General features: G+C 51.3%; 12 protein-coding genes and 2 tRNA genes. 11 read left to right on the top strand and 3 right to left on the bottom strand.

The window, feature by feature from the left end; translation table 11 throughout:
• Positions 1-242 precede the first annotated feature (242 nt).
• Together ACKI3C_RS07280 and recO are read right to left on the bottom strand one after the other, a co-directional pair.
• Complete coding sequence (locus tag ACKI3C_RS07280) at positions 243-1913, bottom strand: hypothetical protein (protein WP_407403550.1); 1671 nt, start codon at positions 1911-1913, stop codon at positions 243-245.
• Between the two features lie 133 nt (positions 1914-2046).
• The gene (gene recO / locus ACKI3C_RS07285) at positions 2047-2775 is read right to left on the bottom strand and encodes a DNA repair protein RecO (RefSeq protein WP_407403552.1); all 729 of its coding nucleotides are present in this window, start codon (positions 2773-2775) and stop codon (positions 2047-2049) included.
• Positions 2776-2957: 182 nt separating this feature from the next.
• Here recO and ACKI3C_RS07290 point away from each other — a divergent pair.
• The 4 genes from ACKI3C_RS07290 to ACKI3C_RS07305 all read left to right on the top strand — a co-directional run bounded on the left by ACKI3C_RS07290 (position 2958) and on the right by ACKI3C_RS07305 (position 4362).
• Positions 2958-3029: transfer RNA gene (locus tag ACKI3C_RS07290), tRNA-Glu, on the top strand.
• A 42-nt stretch (positions 3030-3071) separates the two neighbouring features.
• On the top strand, positions 3072-3326 hold the full coding sequence (gene rpsT, locus ACKI3C_RS07295; protein WP_407403554.1) for a 30S ribosomal protein S20: 255 nt from the start codon (positions 3072-3074) through the stop codon (positions 3324-3326).
• Between the two features lie 83 nt (positions 3327-3409).
• Positions 3410-3481, top strand: a tRNA-Glu gene (locus tag ACKI3C_RS07300).
• A gap of 152 nt (positions 3482-3633) precedes the next feature.
• Complete coding sequence (locus ACKI3C_RS07305) at positions 3634-4362, top strand: tRNA1(Val) (adenine(37)-N6)-methyltransferase (RefSeq protein WP_407403556.1); 729 nt, start codon at positions 3634-3636, stop codon at positions 4360-4362.
• A 108-nt stretch (positions 4363-4470) separates the two neighbouring features.
• Here the strand turns inward: ACKI3C_RS07305 and ACKI3C_RS07310 are convergent, their stop codons facing one another.
• Positions 4471-5937 carry a DUF1846 domain-containing protein gene (locus tag ACKI3C_RS07310; protein WP_407403558.1) on the bottom strand — a complete coding sequence of 489 codons (1467 nt, stop codon included), beginning with the start codon at positions 5935-5937 and terminating at the stop codon, positions 4471-4473.
• A gap of 228 nt (positions 5938-6165) precedes the next feature.
• Between ACKI3C_RS07310 and ACKI3C_RS07315 the strand changes: the two genes are divergently transcribed.
• The 7 genes from ACKI3C_RS07315 (at position 6166) to ACKI3C_RS07345 (ending at position 18939) form a co-directional block, all read left to right on the top strand.
• Entirely contained in the window at positions 6166-7545 is a 1380-nt protein-coding gene (locus ACKI3C_RS07315) for a GDSL-type esterase/lipase family protein (RefSeq protein ID WP_407403560.1), read from the top strand.
• Positions 7542-8807 (top strand): GDSL-type esterase/lipase family protein, encoded by a 1266-nt coding sequence (locus ACKI3C_RS07320; protein ID WP_407403562.1) that lies wholly within the window; start codon positions 7542-7544, stop codon positions 8805-8807. Before ACKI3C_RS07315 ends, ACKI3C_RS07320 begins: the two co-directional genes overlap by 4 nt.
• A 10-nt stretch (positions 8808-8817) precedes the next feature.
• Entirely contained in the window at positions 8818-10683 is a 1866-nt protein-coding gene (locus tag ACKI3C_RS07325; protein ID WP_407403564.1) for an MBOAT family O-acyltransferase, read from the top strand.
• Between the two features lie 337 nt (positions 10684-11020).
• On the top strand, positions 11021-12349 hold the full coding sequence (nhaD, locus tag ACKI3C_RS07330) for a sodium:proton antiporter NhaD (RefSeq protein WP_407403566.1): 1329 nt from the start codon (positions 11021-11023) through the stop codon (positions 12347-12349).
• A 197-nt stretch (positions 12350-12546) separates the two neighbouring features.
• Positions 12547-16716, top strand: coding sequence for a choice-of-anchor J domain-containing protein (locus tag ACKI3C_RS07335; RefSeq protein WP_407403568.1), 4170 nt, complete (start codon positions 12547-12549; stop codon positions 16714-16716).
• 476 nt (positions 16717-17192) lie between these two features.
• On the top strand, positions 17193-17948 hold the full coding sequence (locus ACKI3C_RS07340; RefSeq protein ID WP_407403570.1) for an HNH endonuclease: 756 nt from the start codon (positions 17193-17195) through the stop codon (positions 17946-17948).
• Positions 17923-18939: an HpaII family restriction endonuclease gene (locus ACKI3C_RS07345; RefSeq protein WP_407403572.1), complete on the top strand. Its 1017-nt coding sequence runs from the start codon at positions 17923-17925 to the stop codon at positions 18937-18939. Before ACKI3C_RS07340 ends, ACKI3C_RS07345 begins: the two co-directional genes overlap by 26 nt.
• Positions 18940-19344: the final 405 nt, after the last annotated feature.

Consider the following 19344-nt stretch of genomic DNA (forward strand, 5'->3'; position numbering starts at 1 on the left):
TAGTTTTACGATTTTACTTACAATTTGTAACTTGGATGCAAAATTACAAACTTGAAAAGTATACGTGAAATTTATGCACGTAAAACTCTCTATTTCATTGGAATAATGGATTTGTTAACAAATTTTCGTGGACACTAGTGATTGAAAATATATTAACAATGAGAGGCTGAAAGCCCGACACGCACAAAGCCACCGCGGTGGGGCGGTGGCTTTGCTTTAAGAGTAGGGATGAAGGTGTGTGATTATTTCACTACCTTGTAGGTTGCTGTTGTGCCGTCGGTGAACTCGACTTTCTTGATGACGAGACCGCTTGCGCTAGCATCAACGCGCTGGCCTGCCACGTTGTAGTAGCTCTCGCTCTTAACGGTGCGCACATCGGCATTGATGCCGTCGATGCCAGTTGTAGAGCGGGTGTAGGTAACGATGGCGCTGCGACGCTCTTCGGAGCCGCCACGGTAAACGCTCTGAACGCCTATGGTCTTATAGTCGTTGTCGTAGAAGTAGATGGTGTTGACCTTGGTGTTAGCGCTCATGTAGATGTCATACTCGCTTTCGCTGAATCCATAGGGAACATCGGTCATGGGTGCGTCGAGGCCTACGAATACCTCGGGGTCGAAGGTGTAAACCTGATCGTTGATATAAATGTTGTAGAATAGTTTCTTGGTGTTGAGCTCCTCGCCTTGCACATCTACATCGGGGATGACGAACTTGACGATGTCGAAGTTTACTGATTCCTTGACGGTGAGGTCGGTGGGATTGGCAGGTGTCTGTGCTTTAGCCTCGATGGCAGTGAATCGGGGGGCTACAAACTCGTCGGCAATATAGAGCTGATTGCGGCCGCAGTTCACTACGAGTGAAGCGGGATAGGCTGCCACCATGGTTTCGCTTCCTTCTTCAAATGTCAGTGTGAGCTTGTCGGTCACGTCATAGTTGAAGTAAACATAGCCGTCGATGTTCTCAATCTTGGCATTGCCGCTGAGCAGATACATGTGTGAGCTGTATTCCATATCGACGCCCAGATATTGCCTTCCGGGAATCTCAAATTGCTGTGTAGCCTCGTTGCCCTGGTAAACGACTGCTGCGTCGGGTAGATTGGGTTCAAAACCAGCAAGATAAGCTTGATTTGCTGTTTCGTCCTCGGGGGCATACAATGTGAGCATGAGCTTGTCCTCGCTATCGAGGTCCTCGGGGTCGTCCTTGTAGTCCATGCGCACGTCAACTTGCTCAAAACCCTGGCTGGGAACTTCGACAACCTTGTCGTTGTTGACAACATACTTAATGTCCCAGTCGCCCATGTAGAACCAGTCGTGTGTCTCGTCGCACAGGCCGATGACGGCATCGTCGAGCTGAGTGAGCACGTTGTCCTTCCACTGGAAGCGCACGGTCTGGTTGTCCTCGTCGGCGACGTAGCTCTCCAGGTCTTCGTCATATTTGAGTCGCTCCACAAAGTACAGGTCTCCGTAGTCGAGAGCATAGGGTTGTGGCATCGACATCACATAGGCATCGCCCTCGCCTTTCTCAAGCTTGATCCAGGGGTAACCGAGTCCCCACACGTAGGCCTGCGAAAGCGGACCCTTGACGTAGAGGCAACCGTCATCGCCTTCAACGACAGCGCCATAACCGCCATCGACGGGCTGGTAATAGACATCGCCCCAGCCCAGTCCGTAAGACTCGCTGGTTACATACATGTTTTCAAAAAGTTTGCCGGCAGGCTGGTCAAGGAGAGGCTGGGCGGCCTTGGCAGCAACCTTCTTGCCCTTCTTGGCTGCAAAGGATGCCTTCTCGGCACGCTCGCTCAGGGTCACGCCCTGGCGCTTCATGGGGTGGGAGAGAGTGCTCACGCTGGTGAGCTGCTGCGCTTGTGCTGCGAAGCCCATCACGGCGACAAGTCCTAGTAGTAAAGATTTCTTCATAAGCTCGTATTGTTTTGTTGATAAATAAAATTTCCCTGTTACGCTACAAAATTACACAAATTTGCCGAAATGCACAACAATTTGCAAGTAAAAACTGTACCTATGGTAGATTTTGTTAATTGTAGGGTAAGGTTTATACGAAAAGCTGCTTTAAAACCTCGGGCGAACGCAGCGACCCCAAGGTGCTGTGGTGGAGCTTGTAGTAGTCGAGTATAACGTCGAGCATGAGGTTGCGCTGGTCGCGGTTGAAGCGGAAAAGGTGCAAGTTGTCATAGCGCATTCGCGACAGCGTGACGATGACGCTGGCCTCGTGCGGACGCAGGTAGCGTCCGCGCCCGTTTACCGCCGAGGGGACGAAGACGCCCTCGTTCATGTTGAACCAGTAACCTTCACGGTAAGAAGAAACGTCGGGCTCGATGCCCATGAGTATGCCCAGCCGGTAGAGAAAACAGATGTGGAAATTGGCCACGCCGCGCTCCAGGTGTTCCAGTATGGTCACGCTATTATATATAAAGGTATAAAGCGCCTCGTTGCGCTCGCGTTCCTGAATGGCATGAGTGAGCACTTCGCTCATGAACATCGCCACGGCATTCTTCACAGGGTCGCAATACACGCTCATGAGGGGCATGGTGCGACGCATGTCGTGCATGGTGGCAAGTTCGCGCCCCGGAGTGATGCGCGCCTCCATCTCGATGAGCGACAGCGGCATGAGCATGGCATTGCGCATGCGGGCAGCCTGGGTCTTGCCCTGCGCCACGGCAAACGCCATGAGACCGTGCGTGTCGCTATAAACATGCACGATGCTGGTGCGGTCGTTATACCTCACCGTGTTGAGCACTATGCCTCGCATCTTGTCATACATGACTGGAAAGATTATGTCTCTTTTTTTGACGTTTTACACTGCGAAGATAGTGCTTTTTTGCCTATTTTTTGCGTTTTTTTCAAAAAAATCGACTAAAAATCACGTTTTCTTTGTGTTATATTTTGTCAATTAAAAAATCATTCCTATCTTTGCAGTCGCATTTTGCGCCACAAGCGCATGCTGGTCCATTCGTCTATCGGTTAGGACGCAAGATTTTCATTCTTGAAAGAGCAGTTCGATTCTGCTATGGACTACTAAATAATAACAACAAAGAAACAAAATAGTAATTTATAATTATGGCAAACCATAAATCAGCAATTAAGAGAATCCGCCAATCAGAGGCTCGCAAACTTCGTAATCGTTACTACGCTAAGACTATGCGCAACGCTGTACGCGACCTGCGCAAGATGACTGACAAGGCTGCTGCTCTCGAACAGCACAAGAAAGTTTCTTCAATGCTCGACAAGCTGGCTCGCAAGAACGTGATTTCGAAGAACAAGGCTTCTAACCTCAAGTCTAAGTTGGCCCTCTACATCAACAAGTTGGCCTAATCGCAGACTGGAGGTAATAACCTCATAACGACGTGAAGCCACGGCAGTATGCCGCAAGGCAGCAGTGGTGCTCGTCGATTGTTGGTCCATTCGTCTATCGGTTAGGACGCAAGATTTTCATTCTTGAAAGAGCAGTTCGATTCTGCTATGGACTACCCGGAGCGTTAAGCACACCGCTTAACGCTTTTTGTCGTATGGGTTAGGATAGAGGGGGATAGATGCAATAGACTATATAGGCTATCCGGGCTGTCCAGGCTGTCCAGGCTATATAGGCTATCCAGGCTATCTTTTTTTTAAAAACACGGTAATGGGCAAGAAGGGAATATTCAGGTTTAAGCAGTTTGAGATACAGCAGTCGCATGCGGCGATGAAGGTGGGCACTGACAGTGACTTGCTGGGCACGCTGTCGCAGGGCGGTGACCGCATCCTCGATGTGGGCACAGGCACTGGGGTGCTGTCGCTCATGCTGGCTCAACGCTATCCGCAGGCTACTATCACTGCCGTCGAGATCGATGACAACGCTGTGATAGATGCTGCCGCCAACTTTGCCGCGTCACCCATGGGCGAACGCGTCACTTTGCACCACATGTCGTTTCAAGATTATGTGGCACAGTGCCGTGCCGAGGGCAGAGTGGGGCAGTTTGACGCCGTGGTGTGCAACCCGCCTTATTTCGACATGAGCCTTGAATGTCCCGACGACAGCCGCACACGCGCCCGCCACTCGTCGAGCCTGCCGTTTGACGTGCTTGCGTCGGGGGCTAGCGAGATGCTTGCGCCCGGAGGTGTGTTCTCGGTGTGTATCCCGCCCGAGGTGTTGCGCAAATTCAAGGGCGAGTGCCAGCTGGTGGGATTTAGTCTTGAAGACATTCACTTTGTCAAGACCCTGCCGCAAGCACCCGTGAAGCGCATAGTGCTCGTGATGAAGAAGTCGCTCAACGGCGCCGCCCGTGAGCACAACCACACCATGCTCAACGATGACAGCACCCGCTCGCCATGGTACCGCGCTATCATGCACGATTTCCTGCTGGGCATGTAGTAATAGGGTGTACGCTAGGAATATAAGAAACAGAGGGTGTGTCAAAATACAGTACTCTTACAAAGCGCATTTTGACACACCCTCGTTTGCTATATGTGACAATGCATGTTACTGTTTCTTGACCGGGTCAAACGAGAGCCCGCATCCCAGTTTCTTGAATATCTTGCGGTCCACCTCGCCTAGCATTGCGGTGGCATGCACCTGGCATCCGTCGAGCAGAGGCAGGCAGTCTAGGCACTTGCGGCAGTTCTCGTCGTGCTGGCTCACTACGGCGAGGGCGATGAGCACCTCGTCGGTGTGCAGTCGCGGATTGTTGCCGTGCAGGAAGGAAGTCTTCATGCGCTGGATGGGCTCGATCATGTTCTGCGGGATTAGTTTCACGTCGTGGTCGATGCCAGCAAGATGCTTGGTAGCATTGAGGATGAGAGCCGCGCTAGGTCCCATGAGGGCTGTGGTGCCCGAGGTGATGATGGTGCCGTCGGCCAGCTCGATGGCTGCACATGGCGCTTCCTCGAGTTCCTGACGTTCCTTGGCAGCCACGGTGGGTTTGCGGTAAACTGTGGTGAGTTTCATCTTGCGCATGAGCAGCGCGATTTTCTTCACCTCCTCGTCGTTGTTCTTGCCGTCGGCCATCGAGCACAGCGCTGCATAGTAGCGGCGTATGATTTCCTGCTTGCTTGCCTCGCAGCACACGTCGTCGTCGCTGATGCAGAACCCTGCCATGTTCACGCCCATGTCGGTGGGAGAGTTGTAAGGGCTCTCTCCGTAGATGCCCTCGAAGATGGCGTTGAGCACGGGGAAAATCTCGATGTCGCGGTTGTAGTTCACAGTGGTTTCGCCGTAGGCCTCGAGGTGGAACGGGTCGATCATGTTCACGTCGTTGAGGTCGGCGGTGGCAGCCTCATAGGCCACGTTCACGGGGTGCTTCAACGGAATGCTCCAGATGGGGAACGTCTCAAACTTGGCATATCCGGCTTTCACGCCGCGCTTGTTCTCATTGTAGAGCTGTGACAGGCACACGGCCATCTTGCCGCTGCCAGGGCCGGGGGCTGTGATGACAACGAGCGGGCGGGTTGTCTCCACATAGTCGTTCTTGCCGAAGCCGTCGTCGCTGTCGATAAGGTCCACGTTGTGGGGGTATCCCTCGATGAGGTAGTGGTAATACACATTGATGCCGCCTATGCGTTCCAGCCGCTCGCGATAGGCGATGGCGCTGGCTTGGCCGTTGAAGTGGGTGATGACCACACTGCTCACATAGAGGCCGCGCTGCATGAACTCCTTGCGCAGGCGCAGCACGTCCTTGTCGTAGGTGATGCCCAGGTCGCCGCGCACCTTGTTGCGGTCGATGTCCTCGGCACTGATCACCATCACGATCTCGGCGTCGTCTTTGAGTTGCATGAGCATGCGCAGCTTGCTGTCGGGCTGGAATCCCGGCAACACGCGACTGGCATGATGGTCGTCAAATAACTTACCGCCAAATTCCAAGTACAGTTTGTCACCGAACTGGGCGATGCGATCCTTAATGTGCTCTGATTGAATTTTGAGATACTTCTCGTTGTCGAACCCGTATTTCATAATGCTTAATTAGTTTTTAATACGGGATACAAAGTTAATCATTTTTCGCGAGGTATGGAAACCGCAAAGCAAAAAATGTGGTGATATAAACAAAAAAAATCGCAAGAGGACAGTGACCACATTGGCTACATTGGCCCACATGGTAGCAGGAAGTCGATACTTTGTGTGGTTAAAACCTAGAGTTTTAACAAAAAATTGCTAACTTTGCGAGTTGAAGTAGAGTAAACAATGAGAGCAAAACATATCAGTCTGTTGATATTCAGTGTAGTAGCCGCCCTCGCGTTGTTGTGTGCGGTGTTTCCTGGCGATGGCATCGACCTGGGGTTCGCGCAGCTGCGTTTCCCGGGGTTGATAGAGGTGCTGCAAGGCGACTCTACCGATTTCATTGACCCAGAGGAGCAGATGGCGCGTCTGGCACAGGAGCAGATGGCTCTCAAGTATGCCAAGGACGACTCTGCCTACATCACTAAACTCAACCGGTCGGAGACCAAGATATGGTTCCCTAACGATGACATGACCTATCTCGACACCGTGTTTGCCGCCCTCGACAACGCTAGCAAGAAACACATGCGCATCATTCACTATGGCGACTCGCAGATTGAGCTTGACCGCATGTCGTGTGACCTGCGCGAGATGCTTCAGAGCAAGTTTGGCGGGCATGGCAAGGGGTGGATTCCCATTGTCCCCATTGCAGGCAACAACACCCTCTCGGCATCTTGCGTGCCACGGTTGTACCAGGGCTTCCAATACAGCTTCTTCGACGAGACCAAGCCTCGCGACAGCAAGGGCGGGCCGTATGCTACCACGGCTTATCTCACTGGCGGCACAGTCACCGTCACGGTGCGCTGTGTGGATGCGCCCAGGTACCAGCACGTGCATGGGTTTGACCGGGTGAAAGTGCTCACCGGAAGCAATGGCGGCACGCTCGCTGTGAAATGCGGCGATGCAACAGCCCAAGTCGGTCCCAACAAAAGCTTGACGGTCACGTCGGTAGATATCGACTCCACGAGCAGTGCGAAAGTGAGCATCTCGGGCAGCGCCCACTTGTATGGCATCTTGCTCGATTCCAGAACGGGCGTCGCCGTCGATAATGTGCCCATGCGAGGATGCACGGGTAACATCTTCACGCTGATTGCCAAGGAAGAGGTCAAGGACTTCTTCGCCAAGGAGAACGTGCCCCTTGTCATATTGCAGTTTGGCGGCAACGTGACGCCTCTCATCAACAAGAAGAACCTGCCGGTTGTGCTCGAACAGCTGCGCAGCCAGATAGAATATTTCCAGGAAGTCGCTCCTGGCAGCCGCATCCTTTTTATCGGTCCCAGCGACATGGCGACTCGCCGAGGCGGCGCGCTGCACACCTATACCAACCTGCCCATGTATGTCGATGCGCTCAAAGCCATGTGCCTGGAGGCAGGCGTGGCCTACTGGGACATGTTTGCCGTGATGGGCGGACAAGACAGCATGGTGAGCTGGAATAAAAACGGGTGGGCTGGCAGCGACTATATACATTTTTCAACCGAGGGTGCCCAGCGCATGACAGAGTTGTTCAACAACTCGTTTATGCTCTACTATGACTACTACACCTTCCGCCACAACAAGAAACAATGAACAAGACAATATCCCACATATTAACCGTTATAGCCGTGCTGCTTGCCGTGGTGCCGGCCCGTGGTGCCACGCGCGCTTCGCTGGCCAAGGGTGCTCCGCGATATGTCGAGCGCGACTCGGCGGTGACGGCATGCGTCGCCATTGAGAATAATGCCCTTATCTTCCCTGGCGGTTTCAAGCCCATCAATGCGTTTGAAAACAAGCTCGAGGCGCTGCTGCGCACCCGCAAGGGGCATGTCAGCATTTGGCATGTGGGCGGTTCGCACGTGCAGGCCGACATCCTGTCGCACCGCTTGCGCTGCAATTTCACCGCGCTGGCAGGAACTCCTGGCACACGCGGCATGCTGTTCCCGTTCTCTATGGCCAAGACCAACTATGGCAGCGACCACCGTATGTCCTACACCGGCAACTGGAACGTGTCGCGCAACATCGCGGCCGACCCCACATTGCCGCTGGGACTCACGGGCATCTCGGCATCGACCACCGACCGCCGCGCCACTGTGACCCTCAACCTCAACACCAAGGGCAGCGTGCAGTGGAAATATGACGCCATGCGAGTGCTTGCCGAGTGTGACGCTCCTGCCGACTCGCTCACTGTAGTGCTGAGCGATGGCAGCCGCGAGTGGACGCTTGAACCTTCGTCTAATGGCGTGTACAGCGTGGAGGGGCTGCCCCTGCTCACTGGTGGCACACTCACCATCAACAATCCCACAGGGGCGCGCTTCGTGCTGCGTGGCATAGAGCCTGTGAACACAGCAGGTGGAACGATTAATTATTATTCCAGCGGCATCAATGGTGCATCCACGCCGTCGTGGTTGCGTTGCGACCGCCTCGACCAGGACTTGCGCCTCATCTCGCCCGACCTAGTGGTCTTCGGCATAGGCATCAATGATGCCGCCATGGCGTCGAGCCAGTTTGACCCGGAGAAATTCAAATCGCGCTACTGCCGCATCATCGACAAGGTTCGCAAGGCCAATCCTGACGCGATGCTGCTTTTCATCACTAATAACGATACCTATTTCAAGGGTATGCCCAACGCTAACGCCGTGCGGGTGCGTGATGCCTTTGTGGATCTCGCCCGCAAGTATGACGGTTGCGTGTGGGACTGCTTCGGTGTGATGGGCGGGCTGGGCAGCTCCACCAAGTGGCGCGACACGGGGCTCATGGCCAAGGATCGCATCCACTTCACCCGCCAGGGGTATGAACTGCTTGCCGACCTTATCTTTGACGCCCTCATGAGCGACTTTGCCGACAACGAATAACCCTATCAGCATGAGCGAGTTCTTGTCATCAATAGCGACATTCTTCAAGCATGTGTTTGAGTTCAGCGAGAGCAGCCCGTTGCTGTTCACGCAGTTCTACTTCTGGGCGTTCTTTGCCATCGTCTATGCGGTGTTTGCGCCCATAGCGCGCCGCACCCACATGCGCAACGCGTTCCTGTTCTTCGTGAGTCTGTTTTTCTATTACAAGACAAGCGGTCTCTTTGTGCTCATCCTCATGTTTGTCACGTGCAGCGACTACTTGATAGCCCGTCGCATTGCCGGCAGCGACGACCCGTTGAGGCGCAAGGCTTGGCTGGTGGCTAGCGTGACGATAGACCTGTTCTTGCTGTGCTACTTCAAGTATGCCTATTTCTTCATCGACATGGTCAACAACATGCTTGGAACCCATCTTGCCGTGCACGACTACTTTGCCGAGGTGGGAAACCTCTTTGCCGGGCAAGGGCATTTCAGCGTGGATCAGATAGTGCTGCCCGTGGGCATTTCGTTCTTCACGTTCCAGATCATCAGTTACACGGTCGATGTATATAAGGAGCGCATCAAGCCTGTGACCAATATCCTTGACTTCGGTTTCTACGTGAGCTTCTTCCCGCAGCTGGTGGCAGGTCCCATCGTGAGGGCAAGCGAGTTCATACCGCAGCTCTACAAGCCGTTCCACTTGTCGCGCATGCAGTTTGGCGTGGCTGTGTTCTGGATACTCAACGGCCTTGTCAAGAAAATAGTGTTGAGCGACTACATTGCCGTCAACTTTATCGACCGCGTGTTTGACAACCCCATGTTGTTCACGGGTTTTGAAAACTTCATGGCGTTGATAGGGTACAGCTTGCAGGTGTATGCCGATTTCAGCGGTTACACCGACATAGCCATAGGCATAGCCATGCTCATGGGCTTCTACCTGCCCAAGAACTTCAACTCGCCCTATAAGGCCCACAATGCTGGCAATTTCTGGAAACGCTGGCACATCTCGTTGAGCATGTGGTTGCAGACCTATCTCTACATTCCGCTGGGCGGTAACCGCAACGCCACCTTCGGCACCTACTTCTGGATTGCGCTCATTTCGCTTGTGGCCCTCATCCTCACCAGCAGCTGGTGGGCTTCGGGTGCCATCCTGGGTGTGGCGCTTGCCGTCGTGGCCACAGCTAGGCTCTATCCCGAGAAACGCAAGAACATCATCGCCAACCTCAACCGCTTCATCACCATGCTGCTGGGCGGATTGTGGCACGGTGCGTCGTGGAACTTCATGATATGGGGCGGATTGAACGGCGTGGGAATGATCGTCTATCAGTTCTGGCGCGACATGCACTGGACTGCCCGCATGATATGGCTCACCGTGACCGTAGCCCTTCTTGTGGCGCTGGTGAGCTTCACCCATGAGCCTGTGTTCAACCTGCTGTTTGTGTGGGTGGCATGCATTGCGCTGGGGTCGCTGGTTCGCTACATCTACCACCTCGCGGGTGGCGAGCGTGAGTATAAGTGGATCGCCAATGCGTGGGCGGTGGCGCAGACCTTTGTGTTCATCACGTTCACCCGACTGTTCTTCCGCAGCGGTTCCAACCTCGATCCCGCCACAGCCAACGAGGTGGCTTGGAACACTGCCAAGAACATGGTGCATCAGATAGGCTCGGCATGGAGCATGTCGGTGATCCCCGACATTATTATGGCTTATCACAATGTGTTCCTACTCATCGTGCTGGGCATGATTGTCCACTGGCTCCCCGACCGATGGAAGCGCCGCTACCGCATCGTGTTTGCCCGCCTGCCCATCGCTGTGATCGTGCTGCTGTGCGTCGCCACGGTGTTCGTCGTTTACCAGTTTGTCACCGCCGATCTCCAAGCCTTCATCTACTTCCAGTTCTGACGTGTTATTGGCTCATAGCTACGGTAATGTTGTAACTATACGCCAATAGTGTTTCGGGCAATATCCCCGCGCGGATCTCACAGATCTCACGAAAAAAAATAACAACAGATTGCTCTGATTTAACTGAATAAGAGATTTTAATTATTAATTAATCAGTGTAATCAGTGAGATCCGCGCGGGAGTCTCAAAAAAGGTTATTGCTGTATAGTTGCAGTAATGTTTCAAAATTGCAAAAAAATATTAAGGGAGTATAGGTATATATCAAATAAAAATAAGTAACTTTGCACAGATTTTAGAGATTTGACCCAATAATACCTATATTTGGACTAAATTTTTTATGTCAACGCTAACTATTCTAATAGTAATCGTATTCCTGCTAGGCTACACATTGATAGCCTTAGAGGGCATAACGCGTGTCAACAAGGCAGCCGTAGCGTTGTTGATGTTTGTGTTAACATGGACCGTGTTTATGGTAAATCCCGGGTTGTACTTTGAGGGTACCGATCCTTGTAGTGTGGCCAATGGCCGCATTGTGCATCACCTGGGCGAGACAGCGACAACACTGTTCTTCCTGATGGGTGCTATGGCAGTGGTGGAAGTTGTGGACCGCAACGGCGGCTTCAACTTTGTGCGCAACATGATGCGCACGCGCAGCAAGCGTTCGCTGCTGTGGCGCGTGGCGTTCCTCACGTTCTTTTTGAGTGCGATTCTTGATAACCTCACCACGAGCATCGTGATGGTGATGCTGCTGCGCAAGCTGGTGCAGGACCGCAAGGACCTAGTGAAGATTGCGTGTGCGATCATCGTTGCCGCTAATGCTGGCGGGGCATTCTCTCCCATAGGCGACGTTACTACTATTATGCTTTGGAACCAGGGAGTTATCACTGCCGGTGGTGTTATCAAGGAGCTCTTCCTGCCATCGCTTGTGGCAATGCTGGTGCCAGTGCTCATGCTGCACTTCTCGCTCAAGGGCGAACTTGATGAGCCCGAGGTTACTGCCGAGGACGTGATTGACGAACTCAATGCCCACCAGCGCCGCACGGTGTTTTTCATGGGCGTGGGCGGTCTCATCTTTGTGCCTATATTCCATAGTCTTACCGACCTGCCTCCGTTCATGGGTATCTTGCTCGTGCTGGGAGCACTGTGGCTCATCACCGAGCTGTTCTATGGTACTGCTCGCCTGAAGATGCGTGAGAACATACGCAACCGCGTGAGCCGCTTGCTGGGTCGCATCGACATGAGTACTATCATGTTCTTCCTGGGCATTCTCATGGCAGTGGGTTGCCTTGAAGAGATAGGCGTCCTCACGTTGCTAGGTCAGTGGCTCGATGGCGTGTCGGGAGGCAACCACTATGTTATCACAGGTCTCATAGGTGCTATTTCGAGTATTGTGGATAACGTGCCTCTAGTGGCAGGTTGCATGGGTATGTATCCCCCCACACCCACTGGCGACATGGCTGTTGACGGAGTGTTCTGGCAGTTGCTGGCTTACTGTGCCGGCGTGGGCGGCTCGCTGCTCATCGTGGGCTCGGCAGCAGGCGTTGTGGTGATGGGTATGGCAAAGATAGGCTTCGGAAACTACATGAAGCACATGTCGCTCTATGCCCTCGTGGGCTACCTTGCTGGCATGTTCTGCTACTTCTTGCTACGCACGTTTGTGTTCTAACTGGCAAGCAAGGAGAAGGCTGACATTGGCTTGCATTTTCTGCAATTTGATGTTATTGTAATAAAAAATTCTGTGTTTTTGGCGGTTTAGGCGTGAGAATTGGTTAAAAATCACTACCTTTGTACCGAAATATACTTAATAATAAATTTAATAACATCAAAATTACTTACACAATGAGAAAATTCCTATGCACTGTAATGGCTACTCTAATAGCTGTTACGGCAATGGCTGTGGGCTTGCCTCGCAACAGTAAGGCTCCTGTTTACAAGGTGAATACTGTGCAAACGGGCAAGCTGGTGCGAAAGCCGAGTCCCTCTATGGGCAAGTTGCTTCCCTCATTCACGCCCGACCAATTGCGTGCTTCGGCCAAGTTTCCGGGTCTGAAGGCCGACGGAGATGACTTGTGGGCTGCATTCACCATCGGCTACGATGATATAGCCGATCCAGGTATCTATAGTTTCAAGACTGAGAACCAGTTCACGCTGGGCAAGAAAATCTTCACCAATTCCAAGGCACAGGGCTTGTCGCCTTTTACCAATGCAACGGCATCGGTTGTGGGCGATGGTAAGTTATATGTTTGTAGCTGGTATGGTTTTGCCCACATCTTTGACATGACCACTGGGGAGTGCTTGATGACTAGTGGCACCGAGGGTATTGGCAACATCTTCTACTCGGCATGTTACGACGAGCAGAGCAAGCTAGTGTATGGCGCGTTCTTCAATGACGACGCCACCGCGCTCGAGTGGGCAACCTTCGACATGAATACACATGTAAAGACCGTTATCGCCGACGTGAGCCAGTATGGTATCATCGGGTGTGACTTTGATGCCTCGGGCAATGTGTGGTTTATCGCTGCCGATGGTACAATCTACAGGACCGACAAGCAGTTTCGCAATGTTTCTACGCTGGGCAACATAGGCGCAACTCCCGCTTGCGAGTACAGCAACGGCGGCATGTGCATTGACAAGGAAACCAACACCATTTACTGGGCATTTGATATCCTCAATGGCGAGTATCTCTACCCATATATGGTGACAGTGAACCTCACCACCTATGATGTGCAGACCTATCAGTCTAACTTTATCGTGGCAGGTATGTACATGCCCATTGACCTCACCGAGGACAAGACTGTTCCTGCTGCACCTGCAAGTGTGACACTCACCCGCGAGGGTAACAATGCCGTGCTCACATGGGACGCTGTTACCACCGATGAGGGTGGCAATGCCATCACAGGTGTGACTTACAATATCATCGACAAGGTGAACAACGCCGTTGTTGCTACTGGTGTTACCGGCACCACTTACACTGTGACAGGCATCCAGCCCGTAGGCATCATGATGTATCAGTATGCAGTGGTTGCAGTGGCTGGTGGCAAGACTTCAAGGGCTACCGAGAGCAATAAGGTGGCATTTGGCGATGCCTACGCCCTGCCTCACACCTTCCCCATCGAGTCTGACGTTGACGTGGATCAGTTTACCATCATCGATGCAAACAACGATGGTGTCACTTGGTTCTATGAGAACCGCGGTAACTACAATGTGTTTACTATCACCGAGAACACTGCCGATGCCAGCAAGCCCAAAGATGACTGGGTAATTACTCCTCCCGTCAAGGTTAAGGCAAGCAACAGCGTGCGCATGAGGTATGTGGCTCGCGTTGCTGCTCTCAACTTCCCCGAGACCATGGAAATCAAGGCTGGTAAGGGTGCCAAGGTTGAGGATATGACTATTACAGTGAGCGAGGCTACTGTTTACAAGAACACAAGTTACGCCGTTTATGATGTGTCGTTTGTTGTACCTGAGGACGGCAACTACTGCATCGGCTTCCATGCTATTTCGCCTGCCGACCAGTATGAGCTCTACATCGACGACATTGTTATTGAAGAGGGCGCCGCCCTCGATGGTCCCGCTAAGTGCGAGAACCTCAAGCTCTATCCTGCTGTTGAAGGCATCCACGAGTGTGACGTTGAGTTCACCACTCCCACCACTACCGTGAGCGGTGCTGCCCTTGGCACAATGAAGGTGAAAGTGTTCCGCGGCGGCGAGCTCGTGCAGACTATCGACGACTGCGAGCCCGGCGAGGAAGTGAGCTTCACCGATGTTGACGTCCCCAACGGCTTCAACACCTACGGCGTGATTGCAGTGAGCGCACAGGGCGTTCCCAGCGACACCATTCAGGCACAGGTCTATGTGGGCTACGGCACTCCCCGCGTGGCACAGGGCTGCAAGCTCCGCGTTATCGACCACAACCTCGTGGCTTTGTGGGACACTCCCATGACCGACGGTATCAACGGTTACGTTGACCCCGCCCGAGTGAGCCACAACATCTATATCCTCGACGAGGAGACTGGCGAGCAGATTAAGTTTATCACCAGTAATCCTGGCGACCTCTCGGTTGTTCTCATGGAGAACGTCGATGAGATGGACCTCGCCATGCTCAATGTGTGGGTTGAGGCTGTTGACATCGAGAACGACCTCGTCAGCGGCAAGCGCGTCGAGACCAACAAGTGCTTCTACGGCCGTGGCTACGACATGCCCATCGTTGATGACCTTGAAGCAGGCATCTATGAGTGGTTTGTCACAGAGAATGCAGTGGGCACCACAACCGATGGCTGGCAGTTTGGCGTTCAGGACGGAGACGGCGTGCTCTACATCAAGTGCAACTATCCCACAGGCGAGGGTGTTGTAAACACCGGTAAGATTAATATAGGCGGCGCTGCCCACACCACCCTGGTATTTGACCAGTGGCTGGGTCTTGAGCCTCTCTATGACGACCTCACCGTTCAGGTGGGCGCAGGCAATATCGAGCAATTTGTTGATGTTGCCACATTCAACCGCAACGCTACTCCTGCATCGCAGTGGGTAACCCGCGTGGTTGACCTGTCGCAGTTTGCTGGTGCCGAGTGGATCAGCATTCAGTTCCACGCTCAAGGCGCTCCACAAGGTGTGGCTAAGCGTGACTTCCAGATGATACGCAACATCCGCGTGATGGACGCCGTGCAGAACGACCTCGCACTTGAGGTGCTCGAGGTGAGCAACAACGGCAAGCTCAATTTCAACAGCAGCAACACAATCAAGGTTAAGGTGACCAACTATGGTTCAACCGTCAAGTCTGCTGCCGATTACAGCGTGGTTCTCAGCAAGGGCGACAGCATTGCTTACGCAGTTCAGTGCGAAGACCTCGATCCCCTGTCATCGGTGACCTACAACCTGGTTTACACTTGCGTTGGTCCCGAAGAGGACGAGACTGTTGACCTCGTGGCTGCTGTTAACTGCCAGGGCGACCCCAACACCACTAACAACACCGAGAACGTGCAGCTCACCCTCGTGCGTCCCGAACTTCCCGTAGTGGAGAACCTCGAGGCTAACGCTGTTGATGGCAAGGTGGGTCTCACATGGTCAATTCCCGAGACAGTGCCCGAGGCTGTGGAAGAAGACTTTGAGTCTTACGATGCATTCACCGTGGGCGATGAAGTGCTCACCGAGCAGGGCTACACCATCTACTTCAATCCCCAGCCCACCGAGAAGTGCGGCAGCGGCAACTATGCTCACGCAGGCGAACCCATCGGTTGGCTCGTGTTTGACAACAAGAAGGCTGGCTTCGGCGCATCGGGTGCTTACGCTCCCCGCAGCGGCAAGCAGTGCCTCGTGGCATTCGACGGCAGCAAGAAGATGGATACATGGCTCATCACTCCCGAACTCTCGGGCAACGAGCAGACCATCACATTCTATACCAGTGCGCTCACTGGTAACTGGGGCAACGAGGAGTTCAACGTGCTCTACTCAACCACAGGCACCGATAAGGGCGACTTCATCCAGATCAACAATGCAGTTCTCACCGAGCGTGAGGCTTGGAACTGGACTAAACGCGAGTTCACAGTGCCCCAGGGCGCTCGCTACTTCGCTATCCAGGTGGTATCTACCGACAAGATGGGCTTCAAGGTTGACGACCTCTCATTTGAGGCTGGCAAGTCACTGGGCATCGACATCACAGGTTACCAGATCACCGTTGACGGTGAGGTAGAGAAGGTGGTTGACGGCAAACTCCTGGCAATGGCCATGGAAGAAGGCTCAACCCTCCTGGGCACATTCATGGAAATGCCTTCAAAGGTTACCACTTACGGTGTGTCGATCGTCACTCCGTGGGGTATCGGCGAGGAGAAGACCGTGAAGTTTGGTCCTGCTATCAAGGGCGACGTGAACGGCGACGGCAAGGTTGACGTGGACGACATGAGCGCCATCATCAACATCATGCTTGAATTGCTTGACGCCGAACGCTTTGAAGGTCGTGCCGACGTGAACGGCGACGGCAGTGTAGATGTGGACGACATGAGCGCCGTCATCAACATCATGCTGATGCAAAAATAAGCACAGACCTGTAACCCTATACACATCGTCCTCTTCCCGACAGGAAGGGGACGATTTTTTTCACATGAAGGAAAGGACAAAACACAAAAGCAGAGATATACATAAGTCCAAATAATATCGCAATGAAAATTAGGTGTAAACATTCTTTAACTTAGATGTGCTCGTTTTTGCGAGCAAGTGTGATTTACCTTTGTAATCAATTTTCTGCGTTACCAAATTTTTAAAAAAATTACTACCGAAACACCCTACATTACATAAATTTATTGTACCTTTGCGTATTATGCCGAGGTATACTTTGTGTATCTGGGTGAGAAATGAACATTGTACAATACGAGATTATGAATACACTACCACTTCAACACATCAATAGCGTAGACGATGTTGCGTTTTTCTTCCACCATTTGGTGGCAGACCGCAAAGTCAACTTTTCGTTTTTCGATCAATCGGCATTGAGGTAAAATAAAACAAGAGATTTTATGGAATGGACAAGAGAACAGGAAATAGTGGCATTATACTTGTATTGTATGATTCCTTTTAATAAGGTAAACAATTCAAATCCTCAAATCAGGAAGATGGCTGAATTGATAGGTCGTCCTAACGCAAACTCCTTGAAAGCAAAGATTGGGAATTTTGGGAAGTTTGACACAAACCTTATCGCTTCTGGGTTAGGGCATACAAGTCATCTTGATGAGGAAATATGGAATGAATTTAATGGAAACTGGCAAGAGCTTGAGTTACAAGCATTGGAACTGATTAAAGAGTTCCAAATAAAAACACAAAAAGATCAACCTCAAATTTCGTATATTCCTATAGGTAGAGAGCGAGAAGTTGTACTAAAGCAACGTGCTAACCAATACTTATTTCGCAATATGGTTCTCTCTGCTTATAACGGTACTTGTTGTATAACAAGAATTGCTCGTCCTGAGTTAATTGAAGCATGTCATATCATTGATTGGAAATCCGATGAAAAAAGTAGATTGAATCCTTGCAACGGTTTGGCTATGAACGTTTTGTTTCATAGGGCATATGATAATAAACTTATAGGGATTTCGCCGGACTTTAAGGTTGAAATTTCTGATTGTATGTATGATGGATTGCGTGGTGAAGAAAAAGAAAAGACATACTCTTTCTTTAGCCCATTTAATAATATTTATATAACATTGCCTAAAAAGTTCAAGCCAAATCGGGATTTTATAGAACAAAAGTATGAAGATTTCAAAAAAGCAAATTGATATAAATTCTGCAGAACTATATTACGCTATTCTCAATATTATAAGGGAAGAGAGTAAACGATATGAGTATCGACCAAATGCAGACCAACACATTGTAGTGGTTGACGAAGATGGTAAGGTGTATGCAAGAATATCAATGAATCGTTTCCTGCAGGAATCAGAATACTTGCTTGCAGAGATTAAAAATGGTGGTTCTCGAACTTTTGAAATTCCTGCATCCGAAGCGTTTATGAATGAAATAGGGTGTTCGTTGCTTAAAGCCCCTTCAAAAGACAAGGCCGACATTCATATTATTATCCATGACCTTCGCACAAATATGACACCCAACCTTGGATTTAGCATCAAATCTCAGCTAGGCAGTGCATCAACATTGCTAAATGCGGGGTTACCTACTAACATTCTTTACAAGATTGAGGGAGTTGAATTTACCGATGATGATATTAAGGCTATCAATGCAATTAAAGACCACTTACCTCGCATGAAGGAAATAGTTGAGCGTGGTGGACGGATGACTTATAGTAATGTAGAGCATCAAACTTTCAAAAACAACCTTTTGTTCCTTGACTGTTGCATGCCAAAGTTCATTGCTGAGTGTCTTGTTGTTGACAGTTTGCCAAATGCAACATCAACAATTAAGGATGCGGTTGAGATGGTTGCGGTGAAGAATCCGTTTGGGTTTACAGGCAACGACGTTGTTGCTTTTTACGAACACAAAATGAAGGTTTTGCTTCTTGATGCAGCACTTGGTATGACACCATCCAAAGAGTGGAAAGGTAGATACGATGCCAATGGTGGGTATCTTGTCGTTCGTAGAGATGGCGAAATTGTTTGCTATCATTTCTATAACCGAAACGATGTGGAGGATTACCTTTATCATAACACTCGCTTTGAACGCGGTAGTAGGACCAGACACAATTTTGGCTCGCTGTTTAGGGGTGACGACGGATGTGTTTACATTAGACTCAATCTGCAAATTCGATTTAAGAAATAGACCCTTTTCTTCTTTTGAAGGAATTGTTTGAAATTAGAAGTAAACGTAACTATTCAGCAATGGAACTCCCCGCGCGGATCTCACTGAACTCACTGATTTTTTCATTGAATATATATATTGTGGATTTTCTAGACCTCAGGGAGGTCGTAACTATGGTTAACCGCGGGTCGCAGCCCTGCGGGCTGCCGGTGGGGGGTGTGAAGTGTGACAAAATCGCGGTTGAAGACCGTCGAAACGTGCAAGGTTGCGGTCTTCAACCGCAGCATAGTGTATCGCGTTTACCCTGCCCTGCCTTCGCTTGCGCTCAGTTAGGACAGGGTTATGTGCAGAACTGCGTTCTGCGTGTCGGCTTTCAGCCTCTCTTTGCCTTATGCTTTATGCGAGAGAAAGATTTTCATAAGATCC

It is taken from the genome of Sodaliphilus sp., from assembly GCF_045598405.1.
GTDB classification, from domain to species: Bacteria; Bacteroidota; Bacteroidia; order Bacteroidales; family Muribaculaceae; genus Sodaliphilus; species Sodaliphilus limicaballi.

What these genes read in the sequence shown, in the direction of transcription:
- ACKI3C_RS07310 (WP_407403558.1), bottom strand. Translation starts at nt 5,937, where the DNA reads ATGAAATACGGGTTCGACAACGAGAAGTATCTCAAAATTCAATCAGAG.
- ACKI3C_RS07340 (WP_407403570.1), top strand. Translation starts at nt 17,193, where the DNA reads ATGGAATGGACAAGAGAACAGGAAATAGTGGCATTATACTTGTATTGT.
- ACKI3C_RS07335 (WP_407403568.1), top strand. Translation starts at nt 12,547, where the DNA reads ATGGCTACTCTAATAGCTGTTACGGCAATGGCTGTGGGCTTGCCTCGC.
- nhaD (WP_407403566.1), top strand. Translation starts at nt 11,021, where the DNA reads ATGTCAACGCTAACTATTCTAATAGTAATCGTATTCCTGCTAGGCTAC.
- ACKI3C_RS07315 (WP_407403560.1), top strand. Translation starts at nt 6,166, where the DNA reads ATGAGAGCAAAACATATCAGTCTGTTGATATTCAGTGTAGTAGCCGCC.
- rpsT (WP_407403554.1), top strand. Translation starts at nt 3,072, where the DNA reads ATGGCAAACCATAAATCAGCAATTAAGAGAATCCGCCAATCAGAGGCT.
- ACKI3C_RS07345 (WP_407403572.1), top strand. Translation starts at nt 17,923, where the DNA reads ATGAAGATTTCAAAAAAGCAAATTGATATAAATTCTGCAGAACTATAT.
- ACKI3C_RS07325 (WP_407403564.1), top strand. Translation starts at nt 8,818, where the DNA reads ATGAGCGAGTTCTTGTCATCAATAGCGACATTCTTCAAGCATGTGTTT.
- ACKI3C_RS07305 (WP_407403556.1), top strand. Translation starts at nt 3,634, where the DNA reads ATGGGCAAGAAGGGAATATTCAGGTTTAAGCAGTTTGAGATACAGCAG.
- ACKI3C_RS07320 (WP_407403562.1), top strand. Translation starts at nt 7,542, where the DNA reads ATGAACAAGACAATATCCCACATATTAACCGTTATAGCCGTGCTGCTT.
- ACKI3C_RS07280 (WP_407403550.1), bottom strand. Translation starts at nt 1,913, where the DNA reads ATGAAGAAATCTTTACTACTAGGACTTGTCGCCGTGATGGGCTTCGCA.
- recO (WP_407403552.1), bottom strand. Translation starts at nt 2,775, where the DNA reads ATGTATGACAAGATGCGAGGCATAGTGCTCAACACGGTGAGGTATAAC.